This is a genomic window from Modestobacter sp. NPDC049651 (assembly GCF_040659695.1).
Classification (GTDB): Bacteria; Actinomycetota; Actinomycetes; order Mycobacteriales; family Geodermatophilaceae; genus Modestobacter.
The window spans coordinates 83,083-106,840 of the sequence record NZ_JBFAOG010000007.1 but is presented as its reverse complement, the minus strand read 5'-3'; the positions used below and the strand labels follow the sequence as shown (position 1 = coordinate 106,840).

The following is a 23,758-nucleotide window of genomic DNA, read 5'->3' as shown; positions in this document are numbered from 1 at the left end:
ATGGCCGCCCGCTCCAAGGCGCGCAAGCGCGCGGTCGACGTCCTCTACGAGGCCGACCTGCGCTCGGACGACGTCCTCGAGGTGCTGCGCGCCCGGGTCGCCGACGGCAACCCGCCGGTGCCCGACCACACCGTCCGGCTGGTCGAGGGCGTCGTCGCGCAGCAGCCGCGGATCGACGAACTGATCGAGGAGCACGCCTCCGGCTGGTCGCTGGACCGGCTCCCGGACGTCGATCGGGCGATCCTGCGGATGGCCACCTACGAGCTGCTGTGGGTGGACGACGTCCCGGACGCCGTGGTCATCGACGAGGCGGTGGAGCTCGCCAAGGCGCTGTCCACCGACGACTCGCCGGCCTACGTCAACGGCGTCCTCGGCGGCATCGTCCGCGCCGAGATCCCCACCTGATCCACCCCTGAACGCCCACGGCCCACTCTGCCTCGCAGAGTGGGCCGTCGGCGTGCAGCGGGAGGTCAGCGCGGGTTGCGGCGGCGGTCGCCCCAGCCGTTGTCGGAGTCGTCGGTGTCGTCACCGAAGTCGATGTTGCCCTCCATGCCGGGGGAGAGCACGCCCCACTCGATGAGCCGGGTGGTCAGCTCGTCGGGGCTCATGTCGTAGATGATCGCCAGCGACTTGAGGTCCTCGGCGCGGATCGACAGCACCTTGCCGTTGTAGTCGTGCCGCTGCGCCTGGATCGTCGAGGCGTAGCGGGCCAGCGGACCGGCCTCGTCGGCGGGCAGCGACCCCAGCGACTCGAGGTTCAGCACGATCTTGGTGCTCTTGGTGACCGCGGAGCTGGGCCGCGGGTCGGGGAGCAGCTCGGAGACCGGCACGCCGTAGAAGACGGCCAGCTCGGAGAGCCGCTGGACGGTCACCGCGCGGTCGCCGCGCTCGTAGGACCCGACGACGACCGCCTTCCAGCGGCCGTGCGACTTGTCCTCGACGCCCTGCAGTGAGAGCCCCTGCTGGTTGCGGATGGCCCGGAGCCGGGCACCCAGGGCCCGGGAGTAGTCGGTGCTCATGACCTCTGCTCACTGACTGTCGTCGGAATGGGACGGTGCTCGTCACGCAGAGTACCGATCTCCCCGGTCGTGCGACAGTCGAGCGCCCCCATCGGGTCAGACTTCCTCGCAGCGGGTCAGCGGCACGCCGTGCCGTCCACCTGGTGGGCCGTCCGGGGCCGCCCAGGAGGCCGGTCGGCGGGGTGCAGTACCGTCGCCTCCGGTCCTTTCTCCTTTAACGACCCGTCCAGTGAGGCGGGGAAGGAGGCCTGATGGCCGAGCCATCGCAGCCTGCCCAGCACCAGTCACCGCAGAGCGCGCCCGGCGCGCTGCTCTCCGCCGATGACATCGCCCGCATCGGCGACCGCATCGCCCACCAGGTGATCGAGAAGGCGGGCAACGACCTCGCCGACCTCGTCCTGGTCGGCATCCCCACCCGCGGCGCCCCGCTGGCCCGCCGGCTGGCCGCCCGCATCGAGGCGTTCTCCGGCCAGCACGTCGACGTCGGCACCGTCGACATCACCCTCTACCGCGACGACCTGCGCCGCCGCGCCGTCCGCGCGCTGGAGGAGACCCGGCTGCCCGACGCCGGCATCGACGACCGGCTGGTCGTGCTGGTCGACGACGTGCTCTTCTCCGGCCGGTCGGTGCGGGCGGCACTCGACGCGCTGCGCGACCTCGGCCGGCCGCGCGCCGTCCAGCTCGCCGTGCTGGTCGACCGCGGTCACCGGGAGCTGCCGATCCGCGCCGACTACGTCGGCAAGAACGTGCCCACCGCCCGGAGCCAGTCGGTGAAGGTGCGCCTCGCCGAGGTGGACGGCGTCGACGAGGTCACGCTGGAGGGAGCCCGGTGAAGCGGCACCTGCTGGAGGCCGCGGACCTCGACCGGGACGACGCGACGCTGGTGCTGGACACCGCGGCGCAGATCGAGGGCGCGCTGGCCGGCCGCGAGGTCAAGAAGCTGCCGACGCTGCGCGGGCGCACCGTGGTCAACCTCTTCTACGAGGACTCCACCCGCACCCGCATCTCCTTCGAGCTGGCCGCCAAGCGCCTGTCCGCCGACGTCATCAACTTCTCGGCGAAGGGCAGCAGCGTCTCCAAGGGGGAGAGCCTCAAGGACACCGCGCTGACCCTGGAGGCGATGGGCGCCGACGGCGTCGTCGTCCGGCACCCGGCGTCCGGTGCCCCGCACCGGCTGGCGCAGTGGGTGCAGGGCAGCGTGGTCAACGCCGGCGACGGCACCCACGAGCACCCCACCCAGGCGCTGCTGGACGCCTACACGATCCGCAAGCGGCTCGGCCGGCTCGACGGCGTGCGGGTGGCGATCGTCGGCGACGTGCTGCACAGCCGGGTGGCCCGCTCCAACGTCCGGCTGCTGGCCACGCTGGGCGCCGAGGTCACCCTGGTCGCCCCGCCGACGCTGCTGCCGGTCGGCGTGGAGGCCTGGCCGGGTGCCGTCGGCTACGACCTGGACGCCGTCCTGCCCAAGTCCGACGTGGTGATGATGCTGCGGGTCCAGGCGGAGCGGATGAACGCCTCGTTCTTCCCCAGCGCCCGCGAGTACAGCCGCCGCTACGGCCTGGACGCCGTCCGGATGGCGGCCCTCGCCGACGACGCGATCGTCATGCACCCCGGCCCGATGAACCGCGGCATGGAGATCGCCGCGGAGGTCGCCGACTCGCCCCGCTCGACGATCGTCGAGCAGGTGGGCAACGGCGTGACCGTCCGGATGGCCGTCCTGTACCTGCTGCTGGGAGGCGCACCCGAGTGAACGTCACCATCAAGAACGCGCGCCCGTACGGCGAGGACGCGGTCGACATCCGCATCGAGGACGGCCTGGTCACCGCGGTCGGGGCCGGGCTGGACGGCGGGGGCGCGGACGTCGTCGACGCCACCGGGCTGGTCGCGCTGCCCGGCCTGGTCGACCTGCACACCCACCTGCGCGAGCCCGGCCGCGAGGACGCCGAGACGGTGGAGTCCGGCAGCCGCGCGGCGGCGCTGGGCGGGTTCACCGCGGTGCACGCGATGGCCAACACCGACCCGGTCGCCGACACCGCCGGCGTCGTCGAGCAGGTGTGGCGGCTGGGCCAGGAGGCCGGGCTGGTCGACGTCGTCCCGGTCGGCGCGGTCACCGTCGGCCTGCGCGGCGAGCGGCTGGCCGAGCTCGGCGCGATGGCCGACTCCGCCGCCCGGGTGCGGGTGTTCTCCGACGACGGGCACTGCGTCGCCGACCCGGCGCTGATGCGCCGCGCACTGGAGTACGTGAAGGCGTTCGACGGCGTCGTCGCCCAGCACGCCGAGGAGCCGCGGCTGACCGTCGGCGCCCAGATGAACGAGGGCGAGCGGTCCGCACGGCTGGGTCTGGGCGGCTGGCCGGCCGCCGCGGAGGAGGCGGTGATCGCCCGCGACGTGCTGCTGGCCGGGCACGTCGGCGCGCGGCTGCACGTCTGCCACGTCTCCACCGCGGGCTCGGTGGAGATCCTGCGCTGGGCGAAGAGCCGCGGCGTGCAGGTGACCGCCGAGGTCACCCCGCACCACCTGCTGCTCACCGACGCCCTCGTGGAGGGCATCGGGTCCGGTGCGGCCGGGCTGGGGCCGTACGCCCCGGTGTTCAAGGTGAACCCGCCGCTGCGCACCGAGGCGGACGTCCGGGCGCTGCGGGCGGGGCTGGCCGACGGCACGATCGACGCCGTCGCCACCGACCACGCCCCGCACGCGGTCGAGGACAAGGAGACCGAGTGGGCCTCGGCCCGCCCGGGGATGCTCGGCCTGGAGCAGGCGCTGTCGATCGTGGTGCAGACCATGGTCGAGCCCGGCCTGCTCGACTGGCGCGGCGTCGCCGACCGGATGTCGGTGCGCCCGGCGGCGATCGGCCGCCTGAGCTCGCACGGGCGGCCCCTCGCCGCCGGCGAGCCCGCGAACCTGCTGCTGCTGGACCCCGCCGCCCGGGTCACCGTCGACCCGGCCGCGCTGGCCAGCCGCAGCCGCAACAGCCCCTACGCCGGCCGGGAGCTCCCCGGCCGCGTCGTCCACACGTTCCTGCACGGTGCGCCCACCGTGCTGGACGGAAAGGCAGTCAAGTGAGCGAGGCCCTGCTCGTCCTCGAGGACGGGCGCACGTTCCGCGGCCGGGCCTACGGCAAGGTCGGCACCACGGTGGGCGAGGCGGTCTTCGCCACCGGCATGACCGGCTACCAGGAGACCCTCACCGACCCGAGCTACGCCGGGCAGATCGTGGTGATGACCGCGCCGCACGTCGGCAACACCGGCGTCAACGGCGAGGACGACGAGAGCCGCCGCATGTGGGTGGCCGGCTTCGTCGTCCGCGACCCCGCCCGCCGCCCGGCGAACTGGCGGGCCACCGGCAGCCTGGACGACGAGCTGGCCGGCCAGGGCGTCGTCGGGATCAGCGACATCGACACCCGCGCGCTCACCCGGCACCTGCGCGACCGCGGCGCCATGCGCGCCGGGATCAGCTCCGACGGGCTCACCGCGGAGGAGCTGCTGGCCCGGGTCACCGCGGCCCCCGAGATGACCGGTGCCGACCTCGCCCCGACGGTCAGCGCGCAGGAGCCCTACGTCGTGCCGGCGGAGGGGGAGAAGCGGTTCACCATCGCCGCGCTCGACCTGGGCATCAAGACCGCCACGCCGGCCTCGCTGGCCCGGCTCGGCGTCGAGACGCACGTTCTGCCGGCCACCGCCACCGCCGAGCAGCTGCTCGAGCACGGCGTCGACGGCGTCTTCATCTCCAACGGCCCCGGTGACCCGGCGGCCGCGGACTACGCGGTCGCGGCCGTGCGCGGGGTGCTGGAGGCCGGCCGGCCGCTGTTCGGCATCTGCTTCGGCAACCAGATCCTCGGCCGCGCCCTGGGCCTGGGCACGTACAAGCTGCGCTTCGGCCACCGCGGCCTCAACCAGCCGGTGCTCGACCGGGTCAGCGGCACGGTGCGGGTCACCAGCCACAACCACGGCTTCGCCGTCGACGCCCCGCTGGACCGGCCCACCGACACCCCGTTCGGCCCGGTCGAGGTCAGCCACGTGGGCCTCAACGACGACGTGGTCGAGGGCCTGCGGCTGATCGAGGCCCCGGCGTTCAGCGTCCAGTTCCACCCCGAGGCCGCCGCCGGCCCGCACGACGCCCAGCCGCTGTTCCAGCGCTTCGTCGACCTCATGGCCGCATCCAAGGACGGCGCCGCGGTGCCGCCGGCCCCCATCGTGGAGTCCTCGACCGGGGAGAAGAACTGATGCCCAAGCGCACCGACCTGCAGCACGTCCTGGTCATCGGCTCCGGGCCGATCGTCATCGGCCAGGCCAGCGAGTTCGACTACTCCGGCACCCAGGCCTGCCGGGTGCTCAAGAGCGAGGGCCTGCGGGTCAGCCTGGTCAACAGCAACCCGGCCACGATCATGACCGACCCCGAGGTCGCCGACGCCACCTACGTCGAGCCGCTGACCCCGGAGTTCGTCGAGCGGGTGATCGCCAAGGAGCGCCCCGACGCGCTGCTGGCCACCCTCGGCGGGCAGACCGCGCTGAACATCGCGATCGGGCTCTTCGAGAACGGCGTGCTGGAGAAGTACGGCGTCCAGCTCATCGGCGCCGACGTCGACGCGATCAACCGCGGCGAGGACCGGCAGCTGTTCAAGGAGATCGTCCGCTCGGTCGGCGCCGACGCCCCGCGGTCGAGGGTCTGCGGCACCATCGACGAGGCGCTGGCGACCGCCGCGGAGGTCGGCTACCCCGTCGTCATCCGGCCCTCGTTCACCATGGGCGGCCTCGGCTCGGGGTTCGCCACCGACGAGGCCGAGCTGCGCCGGATGGCCGGCCACGGGCTGGCCGACTCGCCCGTCCACACCGTGCTCATCGAGGAGTCGGTGCTGGGCTGGAAGGAGTACGAGCTCGAGCTGATGCGCGACCGCAGCGACAACGTGGTGGTCATCTGCTCGATCGAGAACATCGACGCGATGGGCGTGCACACCGGCGACTCGGTCACCGTCGCGCCGGCCATGACCCTCACCGACCGCGAGTACCAGCGGATGCGCGACGTCGGCATCGACGTGCTGCGCGCGGTCGGCGTCGAGACCGGCGGCTGCAACATCCAGTTCGCGGTGAACCCGGAGAACGGCCGCCTGGTCGTCATCGAGATGAACCCGCGCGTGTCCCGGTCGTCGGCGCTGGCGTCGAAGGCCACCGGCTTCCCGATCGCGAAGATCGCCGCCAAGCTCGCGATCGGCTACACCCTCGACGAGATCACCAACGACATCACCGGGGTCACCCCGGCGTCGTTCGAGCCGTCGCTGGACTACGTGGTGGTGAAGATCCCGCGGTTCGCCTTCGAGAAGTTCCCGGGTGCGGACCCGCGGCTGACCACCACGATGAAGAGCGTCGGCGAGGTCATGGCCATGGGCCGCAACTTCACCGAGGCGCTCGGCAAGGCGATGCGCTCGACCGAGACCACGGCCGCCGGCTTCTGGACCGACGCCGAGGACGGGTCGTCGGCCGAGGAGCTCCTCGAGGCGCTCCGCACCCCCGTCGACGGCCGGCTCTACACCGCGCAGCGGGCGCTCGCCGCCGGCGCGACCGTCGAGCAGGTCAGCGCGGCGTCGGGCTTCGACACCTGGTTCGTCGACCAGATCGCGCTGGTCACCGAGCTCGGCGAGGAGCTGCGGCAGGCACCGGCGCTCACCCCGGAGCTGCTGCGCACCGCGAAGCGGCACGGCCTGTCCGACCGGCAGGTCGCCTCGCTGCGCCCGGAGCTGTCCGGTGAGGACGGCGTCCGCCTGCTGCGGCACCGGCTCGGCATCCGGCCGGTCTACAAGACCGTCGACACCTGCGCGGCCGAGTTCGCCGCCCGCACGCCGTACCACTACTCGTCCTACGACGAGGAGACCGAGGTCGAGCCGCGGGAGAAGCCCGCGGTGCTGATCCTCGGCTCGGGGCCGAACCGGATCGGGCAGGGCGTCGAGTTCGACTACTCGTGCGTGCACGCGGTCATGGCGCTGCAGGACGCCGGCTACGAGGCGGTGATGGTCAACTGCAACCCCGAGACCGTCTCCACCGACTACGACACCGCCGACCGGCTGTACTTCGAGCCGCTGACCTTCGAGGACGTCCTCGAGGTGGTCGAGGCCGAGCGCGCCGCCGGCCCGGTGGCCGGGGTGATCTGCACGCTCGGCGGGCAGACGCCGCTGGGCCTGGCGCAGCGGCTCAAGGACGCCGGGGTGCCCGTGCTGGGCACCTCCCCGGAGGCCATCGACGCCGCTGAGGACCGCGGCGAGTTCTCCCGGGTGCTGGCCGACACCGGCCTGCTCGCGCCCAAGCACGGGATGGCGACGACGTCCACCGAGGCGAAGGCGATCGCGGCCGGCATCGGCTACCCGGTGCTGGTGCGCCCCTCCTACGTGCTCGGCGGGCGCGGCATGGAGATCGTCTACGACGACGACACGCTGGAGTCCTACATCCGCAAGGCCACCGACGTCAGCACCGACCACCCGGTGCTGGTCGACCGGTTCCTCGAGGACGCCATCGAGATCGACGTCGACGCCCTCTACGACGGCACCGACCTCTACCTCGGCGGCGTCATGGAGCACATCGAGGAGGCCGGCGTGCACTCCGGCGACTCGGCGTGCGCGCTGCCGCCGATCACCCTCGGCGGCGCGGACCTGGGCGCCATCCGCACGGCCACCGCGGCGCTGGCGGCGCGGATCGGCGTCCGCGGGCTGATGAACGTGCAGTACGCGCTCAAGGACGACGTCCTGTACGTGCTGGAGGCCAACCCGCGGGCCAGCCGCACGGTGCCGTTCGTGTCCAAGGCGACCGCCGTCCAGCTCGCCAAGGCCGCGGCCCGGATCGCCGTCGGCGAGACGATCGCGCAGTTGCGGGCTGCTGGCGTGCTGCCGGCCACCGGCGACGGCACCGACCTGCCGGCCGACGCGCCCATCGCGGTCAAGGAGGCCGTGCTGCCCTTCCACCGGTTCCGCACCATCGAGGGCCACGGCGTCGACACCGTGCTCGGCCCGGAGATGAAGTCGACCGGCGAGGTCATGGGCATCGACGCGGAGTTCGGCACCGCGTTCGCCAAGTCGCAGGCGGCCGCCTACGGCAACTTGCCCACCGAGGGCACGGTGTTCGTGTCGCTGGCCAACCGGGACAAGCGCTCGGCGATCTTCCCGATCAAGCGGCTGGCCGACCTCGGGTTCACCGTGCTGGCCACCGCCGGGACCGCGCAGGTGCTGCGCCGCAACGGCGTGACGTGCGAGGTCGTCGGCAAGTTCTCCGAGGGCCCGGGCAACTGCGTGGAGCGGATCCTCGCCGGCGAGGTGGACATCGTCATCAACACGCCGTTCGGCACGCCGGGCAACAGCGGGCCGCGGCTGGACGGCTACGAGATCCGCGCCGCGGCGGTGTCGATGGGCGTCCCGAGCATCACCACGGTGCAGGGGATGGCGGCCACGGTGCAGGCGGTCGAGGCGCTGCGGCGCGGCGACCTCGGCGTCCGCAGCCTGCAGGAGCTGCACCGGGCCCTCGCCTCGTCGCAGGCCGGGGCCCCCGCGTGACGACGGCGGCGGACGCCGCCGTCGTGGCGGAGCTCGGCCGCGAGCTCCGGGCCGGTGGGCTCACCGGCCCGGTGCTCCGCGGCCTGCACGCCGCCGCCGTCGCCCGCCTGGACGGTGCGCCGGCGGCGGAACCCGGCTGGCTCATCGAGCTCACGGCCCGGCTGGACGGCGGCACGCTGGACGCCGCTGACCTGCCCGCGCTGGTGCGGCTGCTGGTGACCACCGGGCAGCAGCGGCTGCTGGCCCGGCAGGGGGTGCGGTTCCCGGCGTACGCGCTCACCGACGACGTGGCCGCGGCGCGCACCGGACCGCCCGGCCCCCTGCTGCCGGTCCGCCCGCGCGCGCCCGGCAGCTGGGCAGTCCTCGGCCGGCGCACCGGCTTCCCCATCGGGGTGCCCGCCTGCCCGCTCACCGGCACCGCCGCCTGGGTGCAGTACCTGGCCGGCAACGGGTTCAACCTGCTCACCTACAAGACGGTGCGCAGCCGGGCGCACGCGGCCAACCAGTTCCCGAACTGGGCGTTCGTGCCCTCGGCGACCGGCCCGCTGCCGGGCGGCGCGACCCTGCCGGTGGTGCACGCGGAGCCCTCGGACTGGGTGCACCCCGGCGACCCGGCGGTCACCTCGACGAACTCCTTCGGCGTCCCGTCGCCGGACCCCGAGGTGTGGGTCGACGACGTCGCTGCCGCCGTCCGCTGCCTGGCCGACGACCAGCTGCTGCTGGTCAGCGTGCTGGGTGAGGACGACGGGGACGGCCCGCCGCAGCTGCAGGCGATCGCCGACGACTTCGCCCGCACCGCCCGGCTGGCCGAGGAGGCCGGCGCCCCGGTGGTCGAGCTGAACCTCTCCTGCCCGAACACCCTCGACCCGGGGGACGGCGGGGTGCGGCCGCCGATCTGCCTGGACCCCGAGCTGACCGCGGCGATCGTCACGACCACCCGGCGGGCGTTGTCGAGCAGCACCGGGCTGGTCGCCAAGCTGTCCTGGCTGGACGAAGCGCAGCTCTCCGGGCTGCTGCCGCGGATCGCGCCGCAGCTGGACGGCATCGCGGCGATCAACACCGTGCAGTGCGCGGTGCAGCGGGCCGACGGCTCGCCGACCTTCCCCGGCCGCCCGCTGGCCGGGGTGTCGGGCCGGGCGGTGCGCGAGCTGGCGGTGGACTTCACCGGCCGGTTGCTGCGGCTGCGCGAGGCGGGCGGGTACCGCTTCGACGTGCTGGCCATGGGCGGTGTCACCGACCCGGCGAGCGCCGCGGCGCTGCTGGAGCTGGGTGCCGCGGGCGTGCAGTCGGCCACCGGCGCGTTCGCCGACCCGTTCCTGGCGCAGGCGTGCGTGGACCAGCTCGTCGGGGTGGCCGCGTGAGCGCGCCGTTCGGGGAGCGGCTCGCCGACGCCGTCGCCGTCCGCGGGCCCCTGTGCGTGGGCATCGACCCGCACGTGCCGCTGCTGGAGCGCTGGGGCCTGCCGGACAGCCCCGAGGGCCTGGCCCGGTTCACCGACGCCGTGGTCGACGCGCTGGCCGGGCAGGTGGCGGTGCTCAAGCCGCAGCTGGCGTTCTACGAGCGGCACGGTTCCCGCGGGCTCGCGGTGCTCGAGGACGCCGTCGCCCGGGCCCGCGCCGCGGGCGCGCTGGTGCTGCTGGACGCCAAGCGCGGTGACATCGGCTCGACGATGGACGCCTACGCCGACTACCTGCGCCCGGACCACCCGCTGGCCGTCGACGCGCTGACCGTCAGCCCCTACCTCGGGCCCGGGTCGCTGCAGCCGGCGGTCGACACCGCCCGGCAGCACGGCGGCGGCCTGTTCGTGCTGGCCCGCACCTCCAACCCGGACGCCGGGACGCTGCAGCACGCCCTGGTGCGGGACGGGGCGCGTGAGCGGTCGGTCGCCCAGGTCGTCGTCGACACGGTGCGCGGCTGGAACACCCCGGAGTGGGTGGTCGGCGACCCGCTGCCCGACCTCGGTGCCGTGCAGGACCAGGCCAGCCGCTTCGGGCCGACCACCGGCTCGTTCGGCGTGGTCGTCGGCGCGACGCTGCGCGAGCTGGACGTCGACCTCACCGGGCTGGGCGGGCCGGTGCTCGCGCCGGGGCTCGGTGCGCAGGGCGGCTCGGTGGCCGACCTGCGCCGGCTCTTCGGGTCCGGGACGGCCGTCGTCCCCACCGTGTCGCGGGACGTGCTCGCCGCCGGGCCGGACGCCGCGGCGTTGCGCGCCGCAGCCGACCGCTGGACCGCGGAGCTGGTGCCACGCTCCGCGCCGTGAGACACGCGCTGCCCTGGCTGCCCGGAGCGGTGCTGCCCCTCGGCCGCCGGAGCGGGGCGTGAGCCGCCGGCCGGCGGCGGTCGTCGCTGTGCTCGGCGGGCTGGTCCTCGTGGCGGGGGTGCTCACCTGGGCCCTCGCGTACCGGCACGCCGACGGGCTGAGCGCGGGGCACGCCCCGGGGCTCGTGCTGCCCGGCGGCCGGGCCACGGACCCGCGGCCGGCAGCGCCGTCCGGAGAGCCCGTGCTGCTGTACCTGTCGCCGGAGCAGTACTCCTCGCTGGTGACCGCCTCGCGGGTGCAGCAGGCCGGTGAGCTGGCCACCGCGGTCGGGCTGCCGGCGCTGGTGGGAGCTGCGGGCTGGTGGGCTGCACGTCGTCCCGGGTGAACGGTGTGTTGACGGCTCGTGACGGGTAGATGGCCCAGTGTGTGCGACGTCGGGGTCGGACCCCAAGCACACCGGTCTCCGCCATCTCGCACGGGGGCTGGCGTGACCGGTCGGTCCGCCTTGGCTAGGTTGGCCGTCAGGCTCACCTCGCGGGCCGCCTCCGCGTCTGGACCTGCCCGACAGAACCGAACTGAACCAGCCGGTCACCCGCCGGCACGAGAACGATTGGGTTGCTCCGTGCCCCTTCCCGAGTTGTCCCCCGAACAGCGCGCCGCCGCCCTCGAGAAGGCCGCCGCGGCCCGCAAGGCACGTGCCGAGCTGCGCGAGCGGCTCAAGAGCAAGGGCACGACGGTCGGCGACGTCCTCAAGCAGGGCGAGACCGACGAGGTCATCGGCAAGATGCGCGTCTCCGCCGTCCTGGAGTCGCTGCCGGGTGTCGGCAAGGCCCGGGCCGCCAAGATCATGGAGCGGTTGGAGATCTCCCCGACCCGCCGCGTCCGCGGCCTCGGTGCCAACCAGCGCAAGGCGCTGGAGACCGAGTTCGGCGGCGAGCACGTCGAGGCCGACCAGGTCCCCACCGAGGGTGCCCTCTGAGCCTGACCCCTGGCGGCTCCGGCCACCCGGGTCCGAGGATCCATCCGTGGGACAACTGAACCGCGCGCGGCTGACCGTGCTCTCCGGCCCCTCCGGTGTCGGCAAGGGCACGGTCGTCGCGGAGGTCCGGCGCCGGCACCCCGAGGTCTGGGTGTCGGTGTCGGTCACCACCCGCAAGCCCCGCCCCGGCGAGGTCGAGGGCGAGCACTACCACTTCGTCGACGACGACTTCTTCGACGACCTGGTCGCCACCGATGGTCTGCTGGAGTGGGCGTCCTACGCGGGCAACCGCTACGGCACGCCCCGGGCGCCGGTGGAGGAGCAGCTGGAGGCCGGCTCGCCCGCCCTGCTGGAGATCGAGCTGCAGGGCGCCCGGCAGGTCCGGCAGCGCGCGCCGGAGGCCCAGCTGGTCTTCCTCGCCCCGCCGTCGTGGGCCGAGCTGGTCTCCCGGCTGGCCGGCCGGGGCACCGAGCGGCCCGAGGTCCAGGAGCGCCGGCTGGCCCTCGCCCAGGCCGAGCTGGACGCCTCCGGGGAGTTCGACGTCGTCGTCGTCAACGACGACGTGGCCAGGGCCGCCGACGAGTTGGTAGGCTTGCTGACTGCGCCGCCGCCCGAGGAGCGTCAGACCGGCTGAGCGCCGTCCCGACGTCCATGCGGTCACCCCTGATCTGAAGGAGCACGCTCACCCGTGTCCGGAGTCTCTCCCGCCCCCGAGGGCATCACCAACCCGCCGATCGACGAGCTGCTCGAGCGCACCAGCAGCAAGTACGGCCTGGTGATCTACGCCGCCAAGCGCGCGCGCCAGATCAACGCCTACTACAGCCAGCTCTCCGAGGGCCTGCTGGAGTACGTCGGCCCGCTGGTCGACACCGCGCCCCAGGAGAAGCCGCTGTCGATCGCGCTGCGCGAGATCAACGAGGGTCTGCTGACCCACACCGCCGGCGGCGAGGGCTGAGCTGAGCCCCGCCCCAACGGATGACGAGGCCCCCGGCAGCTGCCGGGGGCCTCGCCGCGTCTGGGGGAGGATGGAGCCCATGAGCCGGATCGTGCTGGGCGTGGGCGGCGGCGTCGCCGCCTACAAGTCGGCGCTGCTGCTGCGCGCCCTCACCGAGTCGGGCCACGACGTGCGCGTCGTGCCCACCGCCTCCGCGCTGCGGTTCGTCGGCGCCGCCACCTTCGAGGCGCTCAGCGGCAACCCGGTGTCGACCGAGGTCTGGGACGACGTCCCCGAGGTCGCGCACGTCCGGATCGGCCAGACCGCCGACCTGGTGCTGGTCAACCCGGCCACCGCCGACCTGCTCGCCCGCGCCGCCGCCGGCCGCGCCGACGACCTGCTGACCGCCACCCTGCTCACCGCGCACTGCCCGGTCGTGTTCGTGCCGGCGATGCACACCGAGATGTGGCTGCACCCGGCGACCCAGGACAACGTCGCGACGCTGCGCCGCCGCGGCGCGGTCGTGCTGCCCCCGGCGGTCGGCCGGCTGACCGGACCGGACTCCGGTCCCGGCCGGCTGCCCGAGCCCGCGGACGTCGCGGCGCTGGCCGAGGTGGTGCTCGCCGCGGGCGCCGGGGCGCTCGCGCAGGACCTCACCGGCCGCCGCGTGGTGGTCAGCGCCGGCGGCACCCGCGAGCCGCTGGACCCGGTGCGCTTCCTGGGCAACCGGTCGTCGGGGCTGCAGGGCTGGGCGCTGGCCCGGGTCGCCGCCGCCCGCGGTGCGGACGTGACCCTGGTCGCGGCCAACGTCGAGCAGCCCGCGCCGTTCGGCGTCCGCACCGTCCCTGTCGAGACCGCCGAGCAGCTGCGCGCCGCGATGACCGCCGAGGCCCCGGGTGCCGACGTCGTGGTGATGGCGGCCGCCGTCGCCGACTTCCGCCCCGCGACCCTGGCGGCGACCAAGCTCAAGAAGGGCAGCGCGGGCGAGCCCAGCGCCATCGACCTGGTACGCAACCCCGACGTGCTCGCCGAGCTGGTGGCCGCCCGCCCGGCCGGCCAGCTGGTGGTGGGCTTCGCCGCCGAGACCGGCGACGCCGAGGGCGACGTGCTCACCCACGCGCGCGCCAAGCTCGCCCGCAAGGGCGCTGACCTGCTCGTGGTCAACGACGTCTCCGCCGGCCGGGTCTTCGGCCGCGGCGAGAACGAGGTGACCGTGCTGGCCGCCGACGGCAGCGCCGTGCCGCTGCCCGCCGGGCGCAAGGACGCCGTCGCCGCCGGGATCTGGGACGCGGTCGCCGCGCGGCTCGGCGCGGGAGCCTGATCCCACCGTCGGTCCACCCGGGTACCGTCGCGGCGGACGCCCGTCTGACTCCCGCATCGAGCCCTAGGAGATCCGAGTGCCACGCCGCCTCTTCACGTCCGAGTCGGTCACCGAGGGCCACCCCGACAAGATCGCCGACCAGATCAGCGACGCGATCCTGGACGCGATGCTGGAGCAGGACCCACGCAGCCGGGTGGCCGTCGAGACCATGATCACCACCGGCCAGGTGCACATCGCCGGTGAGGTGACCACCTCGGGCTACGTCGACATCGCCGAGATCGTCCGCAAGACCATCCTCGGGATCGGCTACGACTCCTCCCGCAAGGGCTTCGACGGCGCCTCCTGCGGCGTCAGCGTCTCGATCGGCGCCCAGTCGCCGGACATCGCCCAGGGCGTCGACACCGCCTTCGAGGCGCGCACCGCCGGGCTCACCGACGCCGAGGCGCGCGCCGCGGTGGCCGAGGACCGGATCGCCAACCAGGGCGCCGGTGACCAGGGCCTGATGTTCGGCTACGCCACCGACGAGACCCCCGAGCTGATGCCGCTGCCGATCGCGCTGGCGCACCGGCTGTCCCGCCGGCTGTCGACCGTCCGCAAGGACGGGTCGGTGCCCTACCTGCGGCCCGACGGCAAGACCCAGGTCACCGTGGTCTACGAGGACGACCGGCCGGTCGCCGTCGACACCGTCGTCGTCTCCAGCCAGCACGCCGACGACATCTCGATCGACACGCTGCTGACCCCCGACGTCCAGGAGCTCGTCGTCGAGCCGGAGCTCGCCGCGCTGGGCCTGCCGACCACCGGCTACCGGCTGCTGGTCAACCCGACCGGCAAGTTCGTCATCGGCGGCCCGATGGGCGACGCCGGGCTGACCGGCCGCAAGATCATCGTCGACACGTACGGCGGCATGGCCCGGCACGGCGGCGGCGCGTTCTCCGGCAAGGACCCGTCGAAGGTCGACCGCTCCGGCGCCTACGCGATGCGCTGGGTGGCCAAGAACGTCGTCGCGGCGGGCCTGGCCCGCCGGTGCGAGGTGCAGGTCGCCTACGCGATCGGCGCCGCGCACCCGGTGGGCCTGTTCGTGGAGACCTTCGGCACGAACACCGTGCCCGAGGACGCCCTCGAGAAGGCCATCACCGCGGTGTTCGACCTCCGGCCGGGCGCGATCGTCCGCGACCTGGACCTGCTGCGGCCCATCTACGGCCCGACCGCCGCCTACGGCCACTTCGGCCGCACCGACGTCGAGCTGCCCTGGGAGCGGCTGGACCGCGTCGACGCGCTGACGTCCGCTGTCGGCGCCTGACCTGACCACCACGCTCGACCCCGACCCGGAGGCTGTCACAACGACCCCGCCCAGCCCACCCTTGCGGGTGGCCCGGGTCGTCGTCGACGTGCCGCTGGCCCACCTCGACCGGCCGTTCGACTACGCGGTCCCCGAGGAGCTCGCCGAGCAGGTGGTGGCCGGCTGCCGGGTGCGCGTCCGGTTCGCCGGCAAGCTCACCGACGGCGTGGTGCTCGAGCTCGGCGACTCGACCGACCACACCGGCAAGCTGGCCCCGCTGGCCAAGGTCGTCTCGGCCGAGCCGGTGCTCACCCCGGAGGTGGCGGTGCTGGCCCGGTCGGTCGCCGACCGCTACGCCGGCTCGCTGACCGACGTCCTCCGGCTGGCCATCCCGCCGCGCCGGGGGGCGCCGGAGAAGAAGCCGGTCGCCGATCCGCCCCCCGCCCCGGAGGTCCCCGACCCGGCGGGGTTCGCCCGGTACCCGACCGGACCGCAGCTGCTCACCGCGGTTGCCGAGGGCCGGCCGGCCCGCGCGGTGTGGACGGCGCTGCCCGGCGAGGACTGGCCCACCCGGCTGGTCGAGCTGTGCCGGGCGGCGCTCTCCGGGGGCCGCGGCGCGCTGGTCGTCGTCCCCGACGGCAAGGACCTCGACCGGCTGGCCGCCGCGGCCGAGCGGCTGCTGCCCGCCGGCTCGGTGGCGGTGCTGCGCGCCGACGCCTCGCCCGACGTCCGCTACGGCCGGTTCCTCGCCGCCGCTCGCGGCACCGCCCAGGTGGTGCTCGGCACGCGCGGTGCGGTGTTCGCGCCGGTGCGCGACCTCGGCCTGGTCGCCGTCTGGGACGACGGCGACGACCTGCACGCCGAGCCGCGGGCGCCCTACCCGCACGCCCGCGACGTGCTCGTGCACCGCGCGCACCTGGCCGGCTGCGCCGCGGTGGTCGCCGGCACCGCCCGGACGGCGGAGGGCCAGCTGCTCGTGGACTCCGGCTGGGCGCACGAGCTGGTCGCCGACCGGGCCACCCTGCGCGCGGCGATGCCACGGGTGCAGGCGGTCGGCAGCGACTTCGAGCTGGCCCGCGACCCGGCCGCCCGCTCCGCCCGGCTGCCCACCCTCGCGTTCGACGTCGCCCGCAAGGCGCTCGCCGCCGGGGCGCCGGTGCTGGTGCAGGTGCCGCGGTCGGGCTACGTGCCGTCGCTGGTGTGCGACCGGTGCCGGGCTCCCGCCCGCTGCGCGCACTGCGGCGGCCCGCTCGGCATCTCCCCGCGCCCGGGCCCCGGCGGCAGCCGCATCGCCGCCTGCCGCTGGTGCGCGCGCCCGGCCGCCACCTTCGACTGCCCGCACTGCCACGGCACCAAGCTGCGCGCCGCGGTCGTGGGGGAGGCCCGCACCGCCGAGGAGCTCGGCCGCGCCTTCCCCGGCGCTGCCGTCCGGGTGTCCGGCCGCGGTTCCGGCGTGCTGGCCACCGTGCCCGGCGGGCCGGCGCTGGTGGTCGCCACCCCGGGGGCGGAGCCGGTCGCCGAGGACGGCTACGGCGCCGCGCTGCTGCTGGACGCCTGGGCGCTGCTGGGCCGCGCCGACCTGCGGGCGGGGGAGGAGACGATGCGCCGCTGGGCCAACGCCGCCGCCCTGGTGCGCGCCGGTGGTCCGGTCGTGGTGGCGGCCGACCCCGCCCACCCGGTGGTGCAGGCGCTGGTGCGCTGGGACCCCGCGGGGCTGGCCGCCCGGGAGCTCGGTGACCGCCGGGAGCTGGGGTTCCCGCCGGTCACCCGGATGGCCGCGGTGTCGGGCACGGCGCCCGCGCTCGCCGAGTTCCTCGAGGCGCTGCGGCTGCCCGAGCACGCCGACGTGCTGGGTCCGGTGCCCGAGCCGCCGCGCCCCGGCGCCGAGGGCGAGCGGGAGCGCTACCTGGTGCGGGTGCCGCGGGCTGACGGCGTGGCGCTCGCCCGCGCGCTCCGCGAGGTGCAGGGCGTGCGCAGCGCGAAGAAGGCCCCCGAGCACGTCCGCGTGCAGCTGGACCCGCTCGAGCTCGCCTGAACCTGGCAGCATGCCCCGGTGCGCACGATCGGGCTGCTGGGCGGGATGAGCTGGGAGAGCACCGGGCTGTACTACCGGCTGCTCAACGAGACGGTGCGCGACCGGCTCGGCGGCCTGCACTCCGCCCGCTGCGTGCTGCTGTCGGTCGACTTCGCGCCGATCGAGGCGCTGCAGGTGGCCGGCGAGTGGAAGGAGGCGGGGGAGCTGCTCGCCGCCGACGCGCAGGCGCTGCAGCGGGCCGGCGCGGACCTCGTCGTCCTGTGCACCAACACCATGCACCTGGTCGCCGACCAGCTCACCGCCGTCCTGGACGTGCCGTTCCTGCACATCGGCGACGTGACCGCCGCCGCGGTGCGGGCCGCGGGGCTGCGGCGGGTCGGCCTGCTCGGCACCGCGTTCACCATGGAGCAGCCGTTCCTCCGCGAGCACCTGGCCGCCTCCGGCCTGGAGGTGCTCGTGCCGGAGGCCGCCGACCGCGCCGAGGTGCACCGGGTCATCTACGAGGAGCTGTGCCTGGGCGTGGTGGAGCCGGAGTCGCGGGCGGCCTACCAGGACGTCGTCGCCCGGCTGGTCGCCGCGGGGGCGGAGGGCGTGGTGCTCGCCTGCACCGAGATCGAGCTGCTCATCGGCCCGAACGACGTCCCGGTGCCGGTGTTCCCGACCACCCGGCTGCACGCCGAGGCCGCCGTGGACGCCGCGCTCGCCCCCTGACCGCACCGCCCCCTGACCGCCGGTCAGTCGGAGGGGGCCTCCTCGGCCAGCAGCTGCGCGAGCTCGGCGTCCAGGTCGGCCGCCGACTGCCGCTCGGCCGCGCGGACGGCGGCCAGCCGGCGGTGCACCGGCGCGGTGACGGCGGCGGTGACCAGCGCAGCCAGCAGCCCGAGCACCAGCCGCGGCCGCCGCACCCCGCGCCGGCGCAGGACCCGCGTCAGCGGCCGGTCGGCGACGGCGACCACCAGCCCGCAGGCCAGCGTGCGCACCGCCACCGCCAGCTCCGCCTCCTGCTCACCCGGCGGCCGCGGCTGCGGCGGCAGCCCGCGGAACGTCTCGCGCAGCACCGGCAGCTCGCGGACCACGGCATCCGTGGCCGCCAGGGTGAGCACCCCGGCGGAGGCGAGCGCCCGGGGACGCGACCGGGGCGGGAGCTCGGCGGCCGCCTCGGCGCCGCCGACGAGCAACCCGTCGACGACGCAGCGCGCGGCTGCCTGGACGCGGGGACGGTGGTACGGGGCCACGCACCGCACGGTAGCGAGCATCCCGGGCGTGGCGCAGCCGCTGGCCCGCGACCGGCGGTCCCGGCCGGTCCGCCTACCATCGTCCGGTGAGCGTCACCCCGATCCGGATCATGGGCGACCCGGTGCTGCGCACCCCGGCCGCCCCCGTCGTCGACTTCGACAAGGAGCTCCAGCAGCTCGTCGAGGACCTCACCCACACCATGCACGCCGCGGGCGGGGCCGGGCTGGCCGCGCCGCAGATCGGCGTCGGGCTGCGGGTGTTCACCTGGTACGTCGACGGCGAGGTCGGGCACCTGGTCAACCCGGACGTCGTCCCGGTGGGCGAGGAGGTCGAGCGGGACGCCGAGGGCTGCCTGTCGATCCCCGGCTACCGGTTCGACTGCGACCGCTACCTCACCGTCGCGGCCACCGGCTGGAACGTGCACGGCGACCCGGTCCGGGTGGAGGGCTCGCACAAGCTCGCCCGCGCCATCCAGCACGAGACCGACCACCTCGACGGCGTGCTGTTCGTCGACCGGCTGGACGCCGAGGCCCGCGCGGCCGCGCTCGACGTGCTGCAGGGCGCCGAGTGGCAGGGGCACCAGGCCTGGCTGCCCGACGGCTCCCCGGTGCCCGCGCCCGTGGTGAAGGTGAGCCCGCACTGAGGCTCCTGTTCGCCGGCACCCCGGCGCCCGCCGTCGTCGCGCTCGAGGCGCTGCTCGCCTCGCGCCACGAGGTCGTCGCCGTGCTGACCAGGCCCGACGCCCCCGCCGGCCGCGGCCGGCGCACCAGCCGGTCGCCGGTCGGCGAGCGCGCCGACGCCGCCGGCATCCCCGTGCTGCAGCCCCGCTCCCCGCGGGAGCCGGAGTTCCTGGCGACGCTGCGGGAGCTGGCCGTCGACTGCGCCCCGGTCGTCGCCTACGGCGCGCTCGTGCCGCCCGCCGCGCTGGAGGTCCCGCGGCACGGCTGGGTGAACCTGCACTTCTCGCTGCTGCCCGCCTGGCGCGGCGCAGCGCCCGTGCAGCACGCGGTCATGGCCGGCGACGAGATCACCGGTGCCGCGGTCTTCCAGCTCGAGGCGGGCCTGGACACCGGCCCGGTGTTCGGCCACGTCACCGAGCCGATCGGGCCCACCGACACCGCCGGTGACCTGCTCGAGCGGCTGTCGGTCAGCGGCGCCGACCTGCTGGTCGCCGTGCTCGACGGCATCGAGGACGGCGCGCTGGTCGCGCACCCGCAGCCCGCGGACGGCGTCAGCCTGGCCCCGCGGATCGAGACCGCCGACGCCCGCGTCGACTGGGCGCTGCCGGCGCACGTCGTCGACCGGCGCGTGCGCGGCGTGACGCCTGCTCCCGGCGCCTGGACCACCTTCCGCGGTGACCGCTTCCGGCTCGGCCCGGTCGAGCCGCTGCCCACCTCCCCGGGCCTCGCGCCCGGTGAGGTGTCGCCGGGGAAGACCGGCGTGCTCGTCGGCACCGGCACCGGCGCCGTCCGGCTCGGGCAGGTCCAGCCGGCCGGCAAGAAGGTGGTCGCCGCCGCCGACTGGGCGCGCGGCGCCCGGCTCGAGCCCGGCGAACGGCTCGGCGCATGAGCCAGCCGGAGCGACCGGGGGACCAGCGGAAGGGCAACCAGCGCCCGCCGTCCCGCCGCCGCCGGCCGACGCTCGACGGCGCGCGGCTGACCGCCTACGACGTCCTCGACGGCGTCAGCAGCCGGGCCGCCTACGCCAACCTGCTGCTGCCCCAGCTGCTGCGCGAGCGCGCCGCCGACCTCACCGACCGGGACGCGGCCTTCGCCACCCAGCTCGCCTACGGAGCGCTCCGGGCGATCGGCACCCTCGACGCGGTGCTGGCCACCCTGGTCAGCCGGCCGCTGGCCGAGCTCGACCCGAAGGTGCTCGACCTGCTCCGGCTGGGCACCTACCAGCTGCTGGACCTGCGCGTCCCGGCGCACGCCGCGGTCGACACCACGGTCGCGATGACCCGCGCGGTCGTCGGCACCGGCGCCTCCGGGCTGGTCAACGCGGTGCTGCGCAAGGTCGCCGCGGGCGGTGACCGGGCCGCCTGGCTCGAGCGGCTCGCGCCGCCCGACGAGGACGGCCGGCTGGCGCTGGCCACCGACCACCCGCGGTGGGTCGTCGAGGCGTGGCGGGACGCGCTGGGCGACCCCGCCGAGGTGGAGCCCGCGCTGCTCGCCGACGACGTTGCCCCCGAGGTGCACCTGGTCGCCCGGCACGTCGACCGCGCGGAGCTCGCCGCCGAGTCCGGTGGCGAGCCCGGCCCGTGGTCGCCGTACGCGGTACGGCTGTCCGGCGGCGACCCGGGCAAGGTGCCGGCGGTCCGCGCGGGGAAGGCCGCCGTCCAGGACGAGGGCAGCCAGCTGGCCGCGCTCGCGCTCACCCGCGCGCCGCTGGAGGGCCGGGACGAGCGCTGGCTGGACATGTGCGCCGGCCCCGGCGGCAAGGCCGCGCTGCTGGCCGCCGTCCGCCCGGCCGGGGTGCACCTGACCGCCACCGACCGGGCGCCGCACCGCGCCGAGCTGGTCCGCCGGGCGCTGGACGGCGAGCCGGACACCGAGGTGGACGTCGCCGACGGCACTGCCCCGGAGTGGCCCGCGGGCTCCTTCGACCGGGTGCTGCTCGACGCGCCCTGCACCGGGCTGGGTGCGCTGCGCCGCCGGCCCGAGGTGCGCTGGCGGCGCACGCCGGACGACGTCGCGCCACTGGCCGAGCTGCAGACCCGGCTGCTGTCCTCGGCGCTGGCCGCGGTGCGCCCGGGGGGAGTGGTCGCCTACGTGACCTGCTCGCCGCACACCGCGGAGACCGTCGCGGTCGTCGACGCCGCCGCGGCGCGGGACGACGTCGAGGTGCTGCCGGTGGCGCCGCTGTTCCCGGAGGTGCCCGGGCTGGCCCGGGGCGACCACGCGCAGCTGTGGCCGCACCGGCACGGCACCGACGCGATGTTCATGGCGCTGCTCCGCCGGACCAGCTGAGGGCAGAGGGCACGGAACTCGGCTGCGAACGGTCGTGGCGGCTGACAGGCTCGGCCGCATGGCGCTCGGGGTGACGGGCCGTCCCAGACGCGTCGAGATCGGCGGTCTCGTGGCCTCCCAGCGCCGGTGGCCACGAGACCGCAGATCTCGTTGCGCGGGGGTGCCCGGGCCGGTCGGTGGTGTTTGACCCGGTTGCGGACGGCGCACCCCTGAGGTGGCGCCCGAGCAGAGGGCCGCGGCCTGCGGAGGGACGGGCATGGCCGACCGCCTGGACGTGACCGTGCGCAGCAACGGCACGGTCGTGGTGCTGTGCGCCCGCGGCGACGTGCGCGAGGAGCCGCAGCTGCTCGGTGAGCTCGTCGGCGTGGCCCTGGCGGCCCTGGACGACCGGCCGGCGGTGGTGGACGTCAGCGACCTCTACGTCCAGCGGCACGCGGGGCTCGACGCGCTGCGCCGGCTGCTGCGCCAGCGACCGCCCGGCGCGCCGACCGTCGTCCTGGCCCGGACGGCGCTGCGCCGGCGGCTGGTCGGCGTCTTCGGCCCCGACACCGCCTGGTACCCGTCGGAGGTGCACACCCCGTGGCTGGGGGTGGCCGCCTCGCTGGCGCACCGCCGCCACCACCTCCCGCGCGCCGGGCTGGCGTTGGTCGAGGACCCGCTGAGCGAGCTGCTGTGGGCCGCCGCCCGGGAGCGCGCCACCGGTCAGGAGCCGGGCGGCAGCTCCAGCCGGGTGCCCTCGGCCGGGGCGTAGGACGACGCGTCGGCGGGGTCGCCCTCACCGGTCCAGCGCGCCACCCGCGGGTAGGGGAACAGCGGCCGGGTGGCCAGCACCTCGCCGTCCGGGCCGACCTGCCGGGCGACGAGCTGCTCCGGCGCGCGGCCCTCCTCGACCCACGCGACCAGCGCCTCGAGGGCCCCGGTGGGCTGGGGGCCGACCCCGCCGCCGCAGTGCCCGACCCCCGGCGCCAGGAACACGCGCAGGAACTCGTGGGTGCGGTCGGGCCCGAGCAGCCGCTGCACCCGCTCGTACCAGTGCAGCGTGCCCTGCACCGGGACGCCGAAGTCCGCGGCGCCGTGCCAGACCAGCGCCTTGCCGCCGCGGTCGGCGAACGCCCGGACGTCGGGGTCGTCGGCGGCGAGCACGCCGGAGTACATCTCGACCGCCTGGTCGAAGAACGCCTCGAAGCCGGCGGTGGTGAGCGTGCGCCAGTCCCAGCCGGGGTCCTGGGCGAGGAAGAGGGAGAACCACCACAGGTCGAACACGAACGGCTGCCCGACGAGCTCGCCGTCCACCACTGCGCTGTCGTGCAGCCCGGCGAACGGTGCGCCCGGCGGCAGGCCGTACCAGAGGAACTCCCCGCCGCGCCGCCGCGGCCCCTCGCCGATCGCCCGCAGCACGGCCACGTCGGCCTCGGTGAGCGGGCCGTCGGGGGTGGGCAGCCCGACCAGCGCGGCGAGGTCCACGGGAGCGCCGAGCGGGTCACCGATCACGCCGTCCACCACGCCGTCGCCGACGGTGTCGCACCGGTCGATGACCGCCGCCAGCGCGGCCGCGAACTTGGCGGCGGAGACGACGGTGCCGGTCTCGCGCATGACCACCTGGCCCCACAGCTGGGCGGTCTGCATCCGCGGGTAGTTGATCACCGGGGCACCGGCCAGCACTCCGTCGTAGTCGCCCGGGTGCCGCTGGACCTCCATCAGCCCCTGCCGGCCTCCGGTGGAGCAGCCGTTCCAGTAGGAGAACCGCGGTCGTCGTCCGTAGGCCGCCTCGACCACCGCCTTCGCGGCGACCGTCATCTCGTGCACCGCCACGTGGCCGAAGGCACGGATCCGCGGCCAGTCGAGGCGGCCGTGCTCGTCGAGGGCGAACGACGCCGTCGGTCCCGGGTGCCCGCCGTCGGTGGCGGCCGCGGCGTACCCGGCCCGCAGCGGCGCGAGCAGCGCGTCGGTCGAGCCGCCGAGGAAGCCCCCGCCGCCGGTGCCCTGGAAGCGCTCGTTCCACCCCTCGGCGGGCAGCCACACCCAGACGGTGACCGGGGCGCCGTGCGGCGGGTGGGCGATGGTCAGCGTGACCCGCACCGAGGCGGGCGTCGCGTCGTCGCCGGGGTGCTCCTCGACGGCGTCGACGGTCGTGTCCGGCAGCTGCAGGCGCCTCAGTGCGGTCAGGTCCACAGACGGCCGGTCCTCTCGGTGGC

Annotated in this window: 23 protein-coding genes; 20 read left to right on the top strand and 3 right to left on the bottom strand. The window is 75.5% G+C overall.

Going from position 1 to position 23,758, the window contains the following annotated elements:
* Entirely contained in the window at window positions 1-405 is a 405-nt protein-coding gene (gene nusB, locus AB0J00_RS12330) for a transcription antitermination factor NusB (RefSeq protein WP_357744494.1), read from the top strand.
* 65 nt (window positions 406-470) lie between these two features.
* Here nusB and AB0J00_RS12325 read toward each other — a convergent pair whose 3' ends face one another.
* Window positions 471-1,019: a transcriptional regulator gene (locus tag AB0J00_RS12325; protein WP_357744492.1), complete on the bottom strand. Its 549-nt coding sequence runs from the start codon at window positions 1,017-1,019 to the stop codon at window positions 471-473.
* 251 nt (window positions 1,020-1,270) lie between these two features.
* On the opposite strand from AB0J00_RS12325, the gene pyrR reads away from it, so the two are divergent.
* The 15 genes from pyrR to AB0J00_RS12250 all read left to right on the top strand — a co-directional run bounded on the left by pyrR (window position 1,271) and on the right by AB0J00_RS12250 (window position 18,069).
* Window positions 1,271-1,852: a bifunctional pyr operon transcriptional regulator/uracil phosphoribosyltransferase PyrR gene (pyrR, locus tag AB0J00_RS12320; protein ID WP_357744491.1), complete on the top strand. Its 582-nt coding sequence runs from the start codon at window positions 1,271-1,273 to the stop codon at window positions 1,850-1,852.
* Window positions 1,849-2,769, top strand: a complete 921-nt coding sequence (locus tag AB0J00_RS12315; protein ID WP_357744489.1) for an aspartate carbamoyltransferase catalytic subunit — start codon at window positions 1,849-1,851, stop codon at window positions 2,767-2,769. Before pyrR ends, AB0J00_RS12315 begins: the two co-directional genes overlap by 4 nt.
* Window positions 2,766-4,082: a dihydroorotase gene (locus AB0J00_RS12310; protein ID WP_357744487.1), complete on the top strand. Its 1,317-nt coding sequence runs from the start codon at window positions 2,766-2,768 to the stop codon at window positions 4,080-4,082. Before AB0J00_RS12315 ends, AB0J00_RS12310 begins: the two co-directional genes overlap by 4 nt.
* Window positions 4,079-5,242 carry a glutamine-hydrolyzing carbamoyl-phosphate synthase small subunit gene (gene carA / locus AB0J00_RS12305; protein WP_357744485.1) on the top strand — a complete coding sequence of 388 codons (1,164 nt, stop codon included), beginning with the start codon at window positions 4,079-4,081 and terminating at the stop codon, window positions 5,240-5,242. Before AB0J00_RS12310 ends, carA begins: the two co-directional genes overlap by 4 nt.
* Window positions 5,242-8,550, top strand: a complete 3,309-nt coding sequence (gene carB / locus AB0J00_RS12300; protein WP_357744483.1) for a carbamoyl-phosphate synthase large subunit — start codon at window positions 5,242-5,244, stop codon at window positions 8,548-8,550. Before carA ends, carB begins: the two co-directional genes overlap by 1 nt.
* Entirely contained in the window at window positions 8,547-9,911 is a 1,365-nt protein-coding gene (locus AB0J00_RS12295) for a dihydroorotate oxidase (RefSeq protein ID WP_357744481.1), read from the top strand. The genes carB and AB0J00_RS12295 overlap by 4 nt, the downstream gene beginning before the upstream one ends.
* Window positions 9,908-10,810 (top strand): orotidine-5'-phosphate decarboxylase, encoded by a 903-nt coding sequence (gene pyrF, locus AB0J00_RS12290; RefSeq protein ID WP_357744479.1) that lies wholly within the window; start codon window positions 9,908-9,910, stop codon window positions 10,808-10,810. Before AB0J00_RS12295 ends, pyrF begins: the two co-directional genes overlap by 4 nt.
* 58 nt (window positions 10,811-10,868) lie before the next feature.
* Window positions 10,869-11,195, top strand: coding sequence for a hypothetical protein (locus tag AB0J00_RS12285; protein WP_357744478.1), 327 nt, complete (start codon window positions 10,869-10,871; stop codon window positions 11,193-11,195).
* Between the two features lie 237 nt (window positions 11,196-11,432).
* Entirely contained in the window at window positions 11,433-11,789 is a 357-nt protein-coding gene (mihF, locus tag AB0J00_RS12280; protein ID WP_357744476.1) for an integration host factor, actinobacterial type, read from the top strand.
* A gap of 55 nt (window positions 11,790-11,844) precedes the next feature.
* Window positions 11,845-12,423, top strand: a complete 579-nt coding sequence (gene gmk / locus AB0J00_RS12275) for a guanylate kinase (protein WP_357744691.1) — start codon at window positions 11,845-11,847, stop codon at window positions 12,421-12,423.
* Between the two features lie 54 nt (window positions 12,424-12,477).
* On the top strand, window positions 12,478-12,744 hold the full coding sequence (gene rpoZ, locus AB0J00_RS12270) for a DNA-directed RNA polymerase subunit omega (RefSeq protein WP_357744474.1): 267 nt from the start codon (window positions 12,478-12,480) through the stop codon (window positions 12,742-12,744).
* Between the two features lie 79 nt (window positions 12,745-12,823).
* On the top strand, window positions 12,824-14,044 hold the full coding sequence (gene coaBC / locus AB0J00_RS12265; RefSeq protein WP_357744472.1) for a bifunctional phosphopantothenoylcysteine decarboxylase/phosphopantothenate--cysteine ligase CoaBC: 1,221 nt from the start codon (window positions 12,824-12,826) through the stop codon (window positions 14,042-14,044).
* Between the two features lie 76 nt (window positions 14,045-14,120).
* Window positions 14,121-15,344, top strand: a complete 1,224-nt coding sequence (metK, locus tag AB0J00_RS12260) for a methionine adenosyltransferase (RefSeq protein WP_357744470.1) — start codon at window positions 14,121-14,123, stop codon at window positions 15,342-15,344.
* A gap of 67 nt (window positions 15,345-15,411) precedes the next feature.
* Window positions 15,412-17,358: a primosomal protein N' gene (locus AB0J00_RS12255; RefSeq protein ID WP_357744468.1), complete on the top strand. Its 1,947-nt coding sequence runs from the start codon at window positions 15,412-15,414 to the stop codon at window positions 17,356-17,358.
* 18 nt (window positions 17,359-17,376) lie between these two features.
* Window positions 17,377-18,069, top strand: coding sequence for an aspartate/glutamate racemase family protein (locus AB0J00_RS12250; RefSeq protein ID WP_357744467.1), 693 nt, complete (start codon window positions 17,377-17,379; stop codon window positions 18,067-18,069).
* Between the two features lie 23 nt (window positions 18,070-18,092).
* Here AB0J00_RS12250 and AB0J00_RS12245 read toward each other — a convergent pair whose 3' ends face one another.
* Window positions 18,093-18,593, bottom strand: a complete 501-nt coding sequence (locus tag AB0J00_RS12245) for a hypothetical protein (protein ID WP_357744466.1) — start codon at window positions 18,591-18,593, stop codon at window positions 18,093-18,095.
* 86 nt (window positions 18,594-18,679) lie between these two features.
* On the opposite strand from AB0J00_RS12245, the gene def reads away from it, so the two are divergent.
* From def to AB0J00_RS12225, 4 genes are all read left to right on the top strand, one after another.
* Complete coding sequence (def, locus tag AB0J00_RS12240) at window positions 18,680-19,237, top strand: peptide deformylase (RefSeq protein ID WP_357744464.1); 558 nt, start codon at window positions 18,680-18,682, stop codon at window positions 19,235-19,237.
* On the top strand, window positions 19,180-20,163 hold the full coding sequence (gene fmt, locus AB0J00_RS12235; protein WP_357744688.1) for a methionyl-tRNA formyltransferase: 984 nt from the start codon (window positions 19,180-19,182) through the stop codon (window positions 20,161-20,163). Before def ends, fmt begins: the two co-directional genes overlap by 58 nt.
* Entirely contained in the window at window positions 20,160-21,563 is a 1,404-nt protein-coding gene (locus AB0J00_RS12230) for a transcription antitermination factor NusB (RefSeq protein ID WP_357744462.1), read from the top strand. Before fmt ends, AB0J00_RS12230 begins: the two co-directional genes overlap by 4 nt.
* A 256-nt stretch (window positions 21,564-21,819) precedes the next feature.
* Window positions 21,820-22,314 carry a hypothetical protein gene (locus AB0J00_RS12225; RefSeq protein WP_357744461.1) on the top strand — a complete coding sequence of 165 codons (495 nt, stop codon included), beginning with the start codon at window positions 21,820-21,822 and terminating at the stop codon, window positions 22,312-22,314.
* On the opposite strand, the gene AB0J00_RS12220 is transcribed toward AB0J00_RS12225, so the two are convergent.
* Complete coding sequence (locus AB0J00_RS12220; protein ID WP_357744459.1) at window positions 22,266-23,735, bottom strand: tannase/feruloyl esterase family alpha/beta hydrolase; 1,470 nt, start codon at window positions 23,733-23,735, stop codon at window positions 22,266-22,268. The genes AB0J00_RS12225 and AB0J00_RS12220 overlap by 49 nt on opposite strands.
* Window positions 23,736-23,758 lie beyond the last annotated feature (23 nt).